The organism is Mesonia hippocampi, from assembly GCF_014197445.1.
In the GTDB taxonomy this organism is placed as follows: domain Bacteria; phylum Bacteroidota; class Bacteroidia; order Flavobacteriales; family Flavobacteriaceae; genus Mesonia; species Mesonia hippocampi.
In genome coordinates, this window is the sequence record NZ_JACIFO010000001.1 from 121712 (window position 1) to 134922 (window position 13211).

Below are 13211 nucleotides of genomic sequence, written 5' to 3' on the forward strand. Positions count from 1 at the left end.
TTTAATTGTTTATAACTGTTTTTTGTGTTTGTTTTTAGGATGTGAGTTTCCTAGGCTAGAATATTTTCCTAGTCCTTATATGGTATTTTAAAGGTTGTTTTTTAAAATAATTACTTAAAAATCAAGCCAATTTTTTAGCATAGTTTTTCCTGTAGGTGTAAGTATAGATTCTGGATGAAATTGTACTCCTTTTACGGTATATGTACGGTGCCTTAGGGACATTATTATTCCGTTTTTATCTACCGCAGTAGGCATTAATGAGTCAGGAAGGGGAGAAGTTACCCCCCAAGAGTGATAACGTCCTACACTTAGTTCTGTTGGCAGGTTTGTGTAAAGCGTTTCTAACGGGTCTATTACTTTAATTGTAGTAGCAATGCCATGATAAACTTCTGGAAGGTTTGTAATTTTGCCTCCAAAAACCTCTGCAATGGCTTGTTGCCCTAAACAAACGCCAAGTATATTTTTTGTCGAAGCGTATTTCTTTATAATTGGTTTTAATAGTCCTGCTTCTTCGGGTATTCCTGGGCCAGGTGATAAGATTAGATTATCAAACTCTTCTAATTCTTCTAGATCTAGCTTATCGTTTTTAAAAACGGTTACCTTATTACTTAGTTCTTCTAAATAATGTACTAAGTTGTAGGTGAAGCTATCATAGTTGTCAATCATTACTATTTTTTTCATGGTATAGAAGAATAAAAATTAATTTACTGTTTATTTTATTTAAAAATATTCAAAAAAAAAGACCTGTCGTGAAATGACAGGTCTTTTACAATAGGGTATATAAAAGTGTTATTTCACGAATCGTAATTCCTGAAAGTTCCACCAAAATTTATTTACAAAGTTTAAATTCAAAATGTTGTTGTTAATTGTTGGGGCAAATTTAACTAATAAAAAATTAGATATCCAAATTATCTGGGTAAATTTTAACTTAACGCATTAAAAATGGCAACTCCGTAGATAGCAAAACGCACAAAACGCAGTAATCCAAATAATAAAAAGCTAGGAAAAGGGAACTTTATAATTCCCGCAGCAATACTAGATATAGAGAAAGGTAATGGTAATAAGGCACCAACTACGATAAGAAAACCACCCCATTTACGCATGTTTTTAATGTGTTTTTCCATTTTTACTTCAAGGTAAACAAATACAGAAGGGATGCTGGCAATACCTCGCCCTACAAAGTAAGATATAACCCCTCCTAAATAGGATAATGTAGCAAGAATGCTTAAAAACACCACAGGATGCTCTGATTTTCCTGACCATGCAATGAACATTTCTGGTGGAATTAACCCTAAAAATGATTCGGAGGCGAAGAAAACAGCAAAAACGCCTATTGGCGGAAAGTTTTCTGTAACATAAACAAGAATTGTATTAATGTCTATTACAAAAAAGTGTACAGCGAGTAAGGCTGCTACAAATAAAATAATAGGAAGTGCAGCCTTTAAAAGACTTTTTCCTACAAATGAATAAAAACCTGTATACGAGTAATATTGGTGAAGAAGTTTCCACCTTGGTTTTTTGTTAGCTGGGTTTTTCTTTGGCATTTTATAAATTATAATCTAGTGTTATTTTGAGTTATCTTTTGTATGTCGTGGGTGGTGGGTGGTTCAAAAACCTCAAGTTTAAAGTAAGGAACTGCAGCAAGAAGGTGATCGAAAATATCACTTACAATGTGCTCGTAGTTTTTCCAAACTTTATCACGGCTAAAAGCATAGATTTCTAGTGGCACGCCATGAGGTGTAGGTGCAAGTTGCCTACTCATCATTAACATATCTTTATTTAGCGCAGAGTGGTTACTTAAATATTGATCTACATATTTTCTAAACACGCCAAAATTGGTTAAGTTTCTTCCGTTAATAAGCAGGCTTTTATCAATTTCGTTTTTGGTATTGTATTTATCAATTTCGGTAGTTCTGGTGTTTAAATAAGCGGTAATTAGCTGGATTTTTTTTAATTCTTCTATTTCTTCACCAGTTAAGTAATGTATAGAGTTTGCTTTGATGAGAATAGATCTTTTTATTCTTCGCCCATTAGAATTTTGCATACCTCTCCAATTGGTAAATGAATCAGAGTTTAGGTAATAGGTAGGAATGGTAGTAATGGTGTAATCAAAATTTTTAACTTTTACAGAAGATAAGTTTATTTCAATCACAGTTCCATCGGCACCATATTTTTCCATCGTTATCCAATCTCCAATACGTACAGTGTCGTTTACAGAAACCTGAATACTAGCTACAAAGCCTAAAATACTATCTTTAAAAATAAGCAGTAAAACAGCAGAAAGTGCTCCTATAGCTGTTAGGAAATCTGCGATGGATTTGTTGGTTACAATAGAGGAGATTAAAACAATACCTATCATCCAAGTAATAATCATAAATACTTGAATGTAACTTTCTATAGGTTTGTCTTTAAAGTTTTTAAGAGAACGTAAATAATCTTTGAAAGAATGTAGGATGGTACGAATCATCCAAATAAACATAATAATTATAGCAATATCAACAATGCTTATTATTAAAGCTTTTGGCGAGGAGTAATCAATCAAGAAATCGGTTATAAAGGTACGTCCTACAATAAGTACAATTAAGTTTGCTAAGTTTACAATAGCTTTATTACTGAATAAATAATCGTCAAATTTTGTTTTTGTTTTTGCCGCAATTTGAGATAAAAAGCCTCTAAAAAACTTAATGAAAACGTACCTAAGAGCAGAGGCAATAATGATAAAAACAATGATGTTGAGTATAAAATTTACCCATACAGCTATTGGTTTAGACCATCCAGCGCTGATAAAAAAATCGTAAAAGAAATGAGTAAAATTCTCAAGTTTCATAAGTATTTAACTTTCTTGGGCTACAAGCAACAAAAATAAAAATGATAACATCCAAAACAACTTAAAATCTAAAAAGTTTTCCCTAAACTATTCTTAAAATGTAGTTTTTTGCATAAATAGTTTAGGTACTTTTGTATGAATGATGAAACTAGCCAACACAAAAGGAACTATAATTAGGTATTTCTCTAGTACAGATTTATCCAAAGCTTTAATTTTAGCTATAGCTATTATAATACCCTTGTTGTATGCAACTTTAACTAACCAAATGTTGCTAGGTATAGGTTTAACAGTAGGGGTTTTTTTAGTTGCTCCTAGTAATGTTTCTGGGAACCTACGCCATAGGTTTTTAGGAATATTAGCTGCCACTTTACTGAGTGCATCAATCACTTATACTTTACACCTAGTAATAGGAAATACAGGTTTACAATGGGGGTTAGCAATACTTTATACTTTTATTAGTGCTTATATTTCTGTTTATGGGTTTCGAGCATCATTGGTTTCTTTCTCAGGATTATTGGCAATAACCTTAAGTTTTTCTAACATTGGTGAAGAAAATTTTCAACTACACAGTTTAGGAATACTAATAGGTGGTTTATGGTATATTTTAATAAGTACTATAGTATTATTAATACGCCCTAAAAAACATTCAGATATTGTATTAGGAGAAACAGTAGAGCTAACGGCTAAATTTCTTAAATATAGAGCCAAATTACTAAAAGATAAAAAACATAGAGCGAAACTAAAAAAAGAACAATTTTTACTCCAAAGTGCTATAAATGAACATCACGAAACGCTAAGGGAAGCTTTACTAAGTAATCGTTTTACCTCTGGTACGTCAAATTCATCTAGGCGTAAAATATTAATTTTAATAGAGTTAATAGATATTTTAGAACTAGGTTTAACGCACCCGATTAATTATAAGACTGTAGATAGGTTAAAGGACTCTTACCCAACCTTGGTTAGAAGGTATCAAGATTTAAGTTTTGCCATGAGTCAAGAACTTAATAAAGTAGCAAAAAATATTTTAGAAGGTAAGCGTTTTTATTTAGACAATCAACTTCGAATAAAAATACATGTTATCCATCAGGATATTACAAATCTTTTTAAAAATAATCCAGATCCTAAAGCTCAGGAAATTTTTATTCAATTAAATAATGTACTCCGTTTTGAACGAAAACAAGCACAAAAAATACGTTATATACAACGTGTAGTTACCAACATAGACAGAAGGAATACTTTTACAATTATCCCTAGAGAATATGAGCAATTTTTAACTCCAGTAGATTATAGCTTTAAAATTCTTGTAGATAATTTTTCATGGAGCTCACCTATGTTTAAACATGCAATAAGACTAAGTTTATTAATGTTTATAGGGCTATTGGTTGGATATCTTTTTGAGGTACAAAATGCCTACTGGATTTTACTAACATTAATAGTAATACTTCGCCCTAGTTATGGGCTTACTAAAGAGCGTTCGGTTAAACGTATCATAGGCACTTTAATAGGGAGTGTAGTTGCTGTTGGTCTTGTGTACATAACAAACAATACAACGGCTTATGCAGTTATGGCAATCATATCGCTGGTGTTAGCCTTTTCTATGATACAGAAAAACTATGTTGGAGGCGCTGCTTTTATTACAATAAACGTTATACTTATCTATGCATTATTACAGCCCAACCCCATAGATGTTATTCAGTATAGAATAATAGATACCATTATAGGAGCTGGTTTAGCATTTGCAGGAAACCTATTGCTATTTCCTAGTTGGGAATATAAAGAAATAAATAGTACAATACAGAACGCACTTAGTGCTAATATAGATTTCTTGAAAGAAGTGGTTAAATTTTATCATCATCCAGAAGAATTAAAATCATATAAACTAAAGCGTAAAACCGCTTTTTTAGCAACAGGAAACTTAAATGGAGCTTTTCAGCGGATGCTTCAAGAACCTAAAAGTAAACAAAAAAACGTAGAAGAAACATACGAGTACACAGTGCTTAATTACACTTTTTTATCGGCATTAGTAAGCCTAGGAAGCTATATACGCAGTAACGAACATGTAAAAAAGTACAACTTTGTGCAAACCTACACCGCAGCTATTATCCAGAATATAGAAGCAACCATAGCCATATTAAACCAAGGAGAATATCTAGAAGATATTAGATTGGAAGAAAATAGAGAAATAGCCTATAAAGAAATTAATCAGCGTTACGATATGTTGGTGAATAGAAAAGTAGGACAAGTAAAAAGAGGGAAAACGTTGTTTGAAGACCCTTTAACATTAGAAATGCACGATTTACAATTACTTTCTGAACAATTTAAATGGTTATACGAGGTGTCTTTTAATCTAAAAAGTGTATATTCAAAACAAAAGCCAGCTATTTATGAAGAGTTATTTTAAAAGTATTCCGTTTTTCATCACTTTAGGGATTTTACTTTTTGTAGGAGTAGCTTCTTATCTGTTTGCTAAAAAATATGCCTTAGCTTATAAAAATCCAGGAGAAGTAAAAATCTTAAAAACATATAACTTGCCTAGTGTTTTACAAGAAATATCGGGAATTTCATATTTAAACAACAATAAAATAGCTTGTGTACAAGATGAAAACGGAATAGTTTTTATTTATAATCTAACTGATAAAAAGATATCTAAAGAAATAAAGTTTGCGAAAAATGGCGATTATGAAGGCATAACCTTAGTAGGAAAAAAAGCTTATGTTGTAAAAAGTAATGGGCAACTTTACGAAATAGAAAATATAGCGGATTCTGTTGCCAAAGTTAAACAATATAAAACAGCTTTAACAAGTAAATATGACGTAGAAGGCTTGTGTTATGATAAAGCTAACCATAGACTTTTATTAGCCTGTAAAGAATCGGGAAATAAAAACAACCAATACAAACCCATTTTTGCTTTTGACTTAGTTACGAAAAAATTACAAGAAACACCTGTTTTTAAAATTACCTATACGGCCAATTATTTTAAAAACCTAAAGCATTTTGGAAAAGCAAAAGTTTTTAAACCTTCGGCTATTGGTATTCATCCTGTAACCAAAGAGGTGTATATTTTAGACGGGGTAAGACCCAAGCTTTTAATTTTATCTAAAGCGTGGGAATTTAAAGCATTATATCACTTAGATACAGATGATTTCCCACAACCAGAAGGCATTACTTTTAGTCCAGAAGGAACTCTATTTATTTCGAATGAAGGCGGATGGAATCCTGCAAATATTCATCAAATGGTTTTAGTTTCTAACTAATAATTATTTTTTCTTTTTTAGGAAATCAAAAAAACCTTTTTTCTTCTCTTCGTCCTTTTTAAAGCTTTGTTTTTCGTCTTCTTTTTTTCCAAAAATACGTTTTAAAAAGCCATCTTCTTTTGTAGGAGGGCAGGAGAGTTCCTCTAATACTTTAGGTGTACTGTTTTCAAAATTTGCTTTTGTAATAGAATTAAAATCTGGATTGTTATTTAAGGCTTGCATAAAATAACCAAAAATGGGCAATGCAGATTTAGCTCCTTGTCCTTGCCTTGTTGTTTTAAAACCTATTTGTTGGTCGTTTCCTACCCAAATAATATTTACCAAGTTTGGAGTAATACCTACAAACCAACCATCTTTATTGTCTTGTGTAGTTCCTGTTTTTCCTGCGATAGCATTAGGAAGATTAAAGGTACTTCTTAATCGTCTTGCAGTACCGCTGTTTACGGTCTCTTTCATCATTTCGAGCATTATTTGTCTCGTATGGTCGCTGTAAGCTTTTTGAGTACTTGTTTTGGGTTTATGTTGGTATAATAGTTTTCCGTTTTTATCTTCAATCTTCGTAATAAAATACGCCTGACTAGGAATACTTTGATTAACAAATGTAGTATAGGCGGTGGCTAATTCTAATACAGAAAACGAGCTTACTCCTAAAGCGATAGCTGGAACAGGTTCTATGCTAGAGGTTATGCCCATTGCTTTTGCCATATCAATTGTTTTTTCTATTCCAGTGTCGTGCATCACTTTTACGGCAATGGTGTTTATCGAGTTACTTAATGCAGTTTCTAAAGAGTAATTTAAATCTGATGGATTATTCTTAGAAGCATTTTTAGGTTTCCAATTGTCTACATCAGTGTATGTTATTGCTTTGTTAGAATAGTATGTACATGCGGGCATACCGTTTTCTATAGCTGTAGTGTACACAATAGGTTTAAAGGTAGAACCAACTTGGCGTTTACTTTGTGTAATATGGTCGTATTTAAAGAAATTATAATTAATGCCACCAACATAAGCTCTAATTCCGCCGATTTGTGGCTCGATAGAAAGCATTCCTGTGTTTAAAAATTTTAAGTAATGGGTAATGCTATCTAAAACAGAGAGGTTTTTTGTTTGGTTTCCTTCCCAATTAAAAACTTTTATCTTTCTTTTTAGTTTTAAGGAGTCCTGTAGTTGTTGTTCCGACAGTTTTTGTTGTTTTAAGCGTTTATAGTAGGCAGTGGTTTTTAAGGTTTTATAGATTAATGCAGAATCTTTTTTCCAAGGGGCAAGGTTTCCGTAGGCTTCCTCAAAGGCTTTTTGTAGTTTAGTGAGGTGTTTTTTTACTGCGGCTTCGGCATGTTGTTGTAAGTTAATATCTAAAGTGGTGTGTATTTTTAGTCCGTCGGTATAAATTTCGTAGCCTTTTCCATTAGCTTTTACAAGTTTATTTTCGGCAATAATTTTGTTAGCTTCTTTAATTACTTGAGCTCTAAAATACGGAGCAATACCTTGATTTGGGTTATAGTATTGGTAATCTAGCAGAATATTATTTTGCATAGCTTCTTCAGCTTCTTTTTCTGTAATGTAGTTGTATTTTAGCATTTGGGTAATTACAACATCACGCCTAAGTTGACTTCGTTCGGGAAACAGTCTAGGGTTATAGCTATGGTTAGCTTTTAAGCTTCCAATAAGCGTTGCTGCTTCTGCAAGGTTGAGGTCTTGTGTAGTTTTATTGAAAAATTTTTGTGCGGCACTTTCTATACCATAGGTGTTATCGCTAAACGGAACCGTGTTTAGGTATAGGGTTAAAATTTCTTTTTTACTATAAATGGCTTCAATTCTGCTAGCCACAATACTTTCTCTAAGTTTGTTTACCACAATACTTAGGTAGCCATAATCTTTTCTTCCGTATAAGTTTTTTGCTAATTGTAGCGTAATGGTACTACCACCTCCCGAAGATTTATCGGCCTGAAGAATGGTTTTAAAAAACACACGAAATAAGCTTCTGCTATCAATACCATCGTGTTCGTAAAACCGAGCGTCTTCGGTAGCAATTAAAGCATCTATCAGGTGTTTAGGAAATTGTTTGTAAGTAATGTTTTGCCGGTCTAACCGATATACTTTTCCAAGTAAATCATTATTTATATCTAGAATTTGTGTAGCCTGTTGTTGCTTTAAATCACTTAAATCTTTTTTGCTAGGTAATTTTCCCCATAAACCAAAATAAATACTGGAGTAGAATAGAACTAATAATGTAATAAGACTTAAAATTATCCCTAAACCAATTTTAAGCCAATTATATTTTTTTATAGAAAAAAAACTCATGTTAATGCTTTTATGCAAAGAAAACAATATATGTTAACTTATAGTATAGTTTTCAATTAGCTTTAACATATAAAATTTTTTATGTATAACTTTTATAGCCTGTGTAGGCTTCCTTAAAAATAGCTAAAAGTTAAAAAACATTAAAAGTAGTGCGAAAACAGTTTACTTCTTAAAAAGCTTAATATCTTTAGGATATAAAAAAATAAACATTATGAATTTGAAAAATAAGACCGCTTTTATAACAGGAGGAAGCAAAGGTATAGGCTACGGAATTGCAGAAGCTTTACTTGCGCAAGGCGTGAATGTTGCCTTAACAAGTAGAGATGCAAGCAGAGCAGAGGAAACGCTAAAAAAAATACAAAAAACAAGCGATGCAAAGGTAAAAGCATATACTTTAGATGTACGCGATTATAAACAACAGCAAGAAGTTGTGGCTAAGGTAATAGCAGATTTTGGAGCTATAGATTTTGTGATTGCTAATGCAGGAATTGGACATTTTGCTGATTTTGAAACCTTAACTCCAGAGCAATGGCAAGAAACAATAGATACTAATTTAAGTGGAGTGTTTTATACTGCCAAAGCATGCTTAGAAAGCTTAAAAGAAACGCAAGGATATTTCATAAGTATTTCTAGTTTGGCCGGAACTAACTTTTTCCCTACCGCAAGCGCTTATAACGCAAGTAAATTTGGGGTAACAGGTTTTACACAATCCATGATGCTTGATGTAAGAAAACACGGAATTAGCGTTTCTACCATTATGCCAGGATCTGTCTCTACACATTTTAACGGAAATAACCCAGAAGAAAAACTAGAAGCAGAGGCTTGGAAAATTCAGAAGGAAGATATTGGTGAGTTGGTCGTAGATTTGTTTAAGATGAATAAACGTGCATTGCCAAGTAAAATTGAAATTAGACCTGCACAGCCACCAACAAAATAATAGCAGTTAAAGAATAAGTATATAGAGAAAAAGGTTAACTTAAGTTGACCTTTTTTTATTGTTTTTTATGCATGGTATAAGTAAGCTGAAGTACGTTTAGATTCCATAACGTAAACGTTTGTTTTGCTACAACTTGTTTGTCTATACAACTTACAACTAGTTTATCTTTGAACGATTTAATGAATTTAGTCCATAATGTTCCTTTGGCATCTTGTAGCAAGAAATAAAAACCACTATCTCCCATTTTTTTTCCAGAAGAAGTTAAAATCAGCGACCCGTCTTTTCCTACGCTGGGTGCTAAAACAACGGTAGCACTTCCGTTAGGCAAGGGAAAAATTGCTTTTATACAAGTTTGCCCCGAAGGAATAGTGCAGGTTTTATAAATGCCAGTATAGACCACTTTGTTTGTAGCTTTAAATGCTCTTAACCAAATGGTGTGTTTGGGCTGATTGGAAACAGCATCTGTTAGGTGTATAATGCTATTGGTTAGTTCTTTATTAATAGTGTTTTTAATATTTTGTATAGGTATGTTAAGCTGTTGTATTCTTCGGCTAAAAAGTGCTTTGAGTAGAAAACCAAAACCTTTAAAAAACGGATTCCATTTAACTGCTAGAACAAGGTTGTAATTGGTTGTGTTTTGATAAAAATCGATAACACCTTTAGATAATTTTTTTACTTCTTTTGCAGGAAGATTAAGTTGATTTATTGAAGAAAATAAGCCGTCATCTTTTTTTGATTCATGGATAATTAAGCTTTCTTTTTGTGCTAATTGTTCTATGAATTTATATCCAATGCCTTTTGTATTGCCAAAAGGTCCTAAAAGCCATTGGTGTTTTTTGTTGTCAATTTTGTTTCCGTATAAAATAACCCATTGTTGAGTTGCCCAATCTAAAAAGTTCTGTTTTTTATGTGCTATTCCCATATTATTTTTTTTAGAACAACCGGTAAAATTAGCTTTTTGGGTTAGGCTCTATGTAGATGCAACCTTTCTTTTTATAACTAATAAAAATACTCTTTTCCGTTGTATTGAAGCCAACCTTTTCTTCCGTCGGGTAACGTAAATTTAGCAAACGCATTGTTTAAAAAAGGAGATAGTGTTTGGTATTTTCCGTTTTTATGTAGTGGATAATAACCTTTTAATCCATCTTTTTCGAAAAGCACAAGTGATGTCATTTCATTTGCAATTATTTGCTCATATTGGTTGGGGAGTAAAGGTGTTAGGTTTATGTTTACGGTAATTTCGGCAATGTTTTCTTCGAAATCGTAGTCTTTAATTATGTTATTAAATTTATATAAACCAAAAAGTCCATCTTTTTTGGTCACAATGTAGTTTTGTTTTTGCTCTAGGTGATCGGCTAGGATTTTTATCTTTTTTGTATGGTTTGTAAAAGTAACAAGGCTAGCTTCTCCGATATTGTTTACCGGGGTTGTTTTGTAACTTTCTAATAAATTAGTAGCGTTATAGCCTTTGCAGGTTATGTGAAACGAGTTGTGGTTACTTTCTTTAATTTCATATACATAATGATGTGTATTATAGGCTTTGGTTTCTTTTTTAGGTTTTATTTGAGATAATTCCCCGCTACTATTTATATCAAATACTTGATTATTAACCAATGCTGTAAATGTTTCATTTACGTAATGAATGGCTTTAAAACCTTTGGGTGTAATGTCTTGTAATAAACCGTTAAATAAATATTTTTTGTGTTTTTTCTCTCCAATTATTAACTGCTTATTATACTCACCTATGGGGTATAATGTATCCATTGGGTTGTCTAATAGTGGAGCGGGCAATCGGTTGCTATAGATTTTTCCTTTTTTTATAGTAAAATCGTATTCCTTATAATAGAATGGTTTGTTTTCTTGTTTTTTAAGTTTTTCAAAAGCTTCTAAATCTACGATAGATTGGATTGTATGCTCTTCAAAACCCTTAGTGGTAAAATCTATTTCTCCTATTTTTCCTTCCCAGCCTTCATTTGTTTTCATCAAGTACCCATTCATATTGTTAAATACAAAAAATACCATTGTGGGCTTTTTGTTTATGTATATAGGTATGCAAACTCCTGTGTGTTGATCTCCAGACAGATAGTTTACTTTCACTATTTTGTTTTTTGTAACTTCCAAGGCTAATTTGGCTGTACTTACTTCTCCATTTTCGAGCAAGTATTTATTTTTTAAATAAATAGTTTTTTGGGCTAAGGAATCGATATTTATAGGGATTAAGTCTGTAATAGGGGTATAGTGTTTTTTATTTGTAATATCATAAATATCTGTATCGCTTACAGTAACAAGCAGTGAGTCTTTGAGTTTTATTTTATGTTTGTAAAAATTGCCAGTTAATTTTGGTTGAAGAAAAACTAAGGGGAAATTATCTCCAGTAGCATCATCGCCAAATTTTTCAATGTATTTAGCGGTTATATAAATGGCATCTTGAGAAACAATCTGCTTGTTTTTTGGGATTTTATTTCCTATTATTTCGATAGTATCTTTTACAGAAATTTGATCTAAGTTGTATTTGTTTTTCTGATAAAAATAACCGATAAATGCTATAAACATAATAGCTACCCCTGTTAATATACCTATAAATAGGCTTTTCCATTTTTGCATTTTTTGGTTTATTTATAGGTTAATGCAGATTTAGCTTAGTTTGTATACAATTATAGTTAGACTATATAAAACGAGTTGGCAATTTAACAAAATTGAAAATATTTTAAAAAAAAGTTTTATTTTGTACTTTTTCGATCATAATATTTTTCTGATATTAAAGCGAGAGCTCCATCGCTTGTAATGTTGGTGGCTGTTCCAAAACTATCCTGTAATGCAAAAATAGAAAGCAATAGGGCTAATCCCGTTTCATCGAAACCTAATATAGCTGTTATTAAACCTAAAGAAGCAATAACAGTTCCGCCAGGAACTCCTGGTGCTGAAACCGCAAAAATTGCAAGAAGAAAAATAAATAAAACCATAGTGCCTATATCTGGAATATAACCATACAAAACTTGAGAGACAGTCATTGTAAAAAATACAATTGTAATAACAGATCCGCATAAATGAATACTTGCAAAAAACGGAATAGTAAAGTTACTTAAATCGGGTTTTAATATTTTACTTTTACTTATAGCTTCTATTGCTATACCTAAGGCTGCCATTGATGACATAGTCCCTACGGCTGTAAAATATACGGGGAGGTATTTTTTGATTAGAGGTAGAGGGTTTTTCTTGCTAACAATTGCCGCAAAAATATATAAAACAATAAGCCAAATCCAATGCATTACAATTACAATTAGGACTACTTTTATAAAGATGGGTAAATGTTTCTGGATAGAACCTTCATAACTTAGGGTGGTGAAATTTAATGCTACAAAAATAGGGATGATAGGAATGAGTAGTTTCTTAATAAGTAAGCTAATAATATCCCGGAGTTCGTCTAAGATACTTTCTAAATTTTTAGCTTTTGTCCAAAGTACTCCTAAGCCCAGCAAAAAAGCTAAAAATAAAGCAGTCATTACAGAAAATATAGGAGGAATATCTAATGTGAAAATTTGTTCGGGAATTTCTTTTAAGGCTTCTATTTTGTTAACAATATGTAATTTTGGGATAATTTGATACCCAAAAAACAGTGAAAAAAACTGGGCAGCAATACTTGCAAAGTAGGCTAAAAGCAAAGAAAAACCGAATACTTTAGAGGAGTTACTAGATAGTTTTGTAATAGATGCTCCAACAAATCCAATAACAATTAAAGGAATTAAAAAGAAAATAACTTGTCCTAAAATGTGTTTTAATGAGAGTATTACCTGTATACTTCTTTCATTTAAATAATTTCCTGCTATAAGTCCTAAAATAACCCCTAGAACTAATTTAAAAATTGTATTTTTTAGAATATTTTGTATCATAA

At 31.8% G+C, this 13211-nt stretch carries 10 protein-coding genes; 3 read left to right on the plus strand and 7 right to left on the minus strand.

Features of this window, described 5'->3' with window-relative positions:
- Positions 1-114: 114 nt before the first annotated feature.
- From GGR32_RS00525 to GGR32_RS00535, 3 genes are all read right to left on the minus strand, one after another.
- Complete coding sequence (locus tag GGR32_RS00525) at positions 115-681, minus strand: anthranilate synthase component II (protein ID WP_183475491.1); 567 nt, start codon at positions 679-681, stop codon at positions 115-117.
- Between the two features lie 242 nt (positions 682-923).
- Positions 924-1544 (minus strand): YqaA family protein, encoded by a 621-nt coding sequence (locus GGR32_RS00530; RefSeq protein ID WP_183475492.1) that lies wholly within the window; start codon positions 1542-1544, stop codon positions 924-926.
- Between the two features lie 8 nt (positions 1545-1552).
- Positions 1553-2827 (minus strand): mechanosensitive ion channel family protein, encoded by a 1275-nt coding sequence (locus GGR32_RS00535; protein ID WP_183475493.1) that lies wholly within the window; start codon positions 2825-2827, stop codon positions 1553-1555.
- Positions 2828-2966: 139 nt separating this feature from the next.
- On the opposite strand from GGR32_RS00535, the gene GGR32_RS00540 reads away from it, so the two are divergent.
- A complete protein-coding gene (locus GGR32_RS00540; RefSeq protein ID WP_183475494.1) occupies positions 2967-5228 on the plus strand; it encodes an FUSC family protein in 2262 nt (753 codons plus the stop codon).
- Entirely contained in the window at positions 5212-6081 is an 870-nt protein-coding gene (locus tag GGR32_RS00545; protein ID WP_183475495.1) for an SdiA-regulated domain-containing protein, read from the plus strand. Before GGR32_RS00540 ends, GGR32_RS00545 begins: the two co-directional genes overlap by 17 nt.
- 3 nt (positions 6082-6084) lie before the next feature.
- Here GGR32_RS00545 and GGR32_RS00550 read toward each other — a convergent pair whose 3' ends face one another.
- Positions 6085-8382: a transglycosylase domain-containing protein gene (locus GGR32_RS00550; protein ID WP_183475496.1), complete on the minus strand. Its 2298-nt coding sequence runs from the start codon at positions 8380-8382 to the stop codon at positions 6085-6087.
- Positions 8383-8590: 208 nt separating this feature from the next.
- Here GGR32_RS00550 and GGR32_RS00555 point away from each other — a divergent pair, with 208 nt between their 5' ends.
- Positions 8591-9319 carry an SDR family oxidoreductase gene (locus GGR32_RS00555; RefSeq protein ID WP_343066412.1) on the plus strand — a complete coding sequence of 243 codons (729 nt, stop codon included), beginning with the start codon at positions 8591-8593 and terminating at the stop codon, positions 9317-9319.
- A 55-nt stretch (positions 9320-9374) separates the two neighbouring features.
- Here the strand turns inward: GGR32_RS00555 and GGR32_RS00560 are convergent, their stop codons facing one another.
- The 3 genes from GGR32_RS00560 to GGR32_RS00570 all read right to left on the minus strand — a co-directional run bounded on the left by GGR32_RS00560 (position 9375) and on the right by GGR32_RS00570 (position 13206).
- Positions 9375-10241 (minus strand): hypothetical protein, encoded by an 867-nt coding sequence (locus tag GGR32_RS00560; RefSeq protein ID WP_183475498.1) that lies wholly within the window; start codon positions 10239-10241, stop codon positions 9375-9377.
- Between the two features lie 77 nt (positions 10242-10318).
- Positions 10319-11923, minus strand: a complete 1605-nt coding sequence (locus GGR32_RS00565) for a hypothetical protein (RefSeq protein WP_183475499.1) — start codon at positions 11921-11923, stop codon at positions 10319-10321.
- A 116-nt stretch (positions 11924-12039) separates the two neighbouring features.
- Positions 12040-13206 carry a cation:dicarboxylate symporter family transporter gene (locus tag GGR32_RS00570; protein WP_425487745.1) on the minus strand — a complete coding sequence of 389 codons (1167 nt, stop codon included), beginning with the start codon at positions 13204-13206 and terminating at the stop codon, positions 12040-12042.
- Positions 13207-13211: the final 5 nt, after the last annotated feature.

Coding starts and splice junctions, on each gene's coding strand:
- GGR32_RS00525 (WP_183475491.1), bottom strand. CDS start 681: ATGAAAAAAATAGTAATGATTGACAACTATGATAGCTTCACCTACAAC.
- GGR32_RS00530 (WP_183475492.1), bottom strand. CDS start 1,544: ATGCCAAAGAAAAACCCAGCTAACAAAAAACCAAGGTGGAAACTTCTT.
- GGR32_RS00535 (WP_183475493.1), bottom strand. CDS start 2,827: ATGAAACTTGAGAATTTTACTCATTTCTTTTACGATTTTTTTATCAGC.
- GGR32_RS00540 (WP_183475494.1), top strand. CDS start 2,967: ATGATGAAACTAGCCAACACAAAAGGAACTATAATTAGGTATTTCTCT.
- GGR32_RS00545 (WP_183475495.1), top strand. CDS start 5,212: ATGAAGAGTTATTTTAAAAGTATTCCGTTTTTCATCACTTTAGGGATT.
- GGR32_RS00550 (WP_183475496.1), bottom strand. CDS start 8,382: ATGAGTTTTTTTTCTATAAAAAAATATAATTGGCTTAAAATTGGTTTA.
- GGR32_RS00560 (WP_183475498.1), bottom strand. CDS start 10,241: ATGGGAATAGCACATAAAAAACAGAACTTTTTAGATTGGGCAACTCAA.
- GGR32_RS00565 (WP_183475499.1), bottom strand. CDS start 11,923: ATGCAAAAATGGAAAAGCCTATTTATAGGTATATTAACAGGGGTAGCT.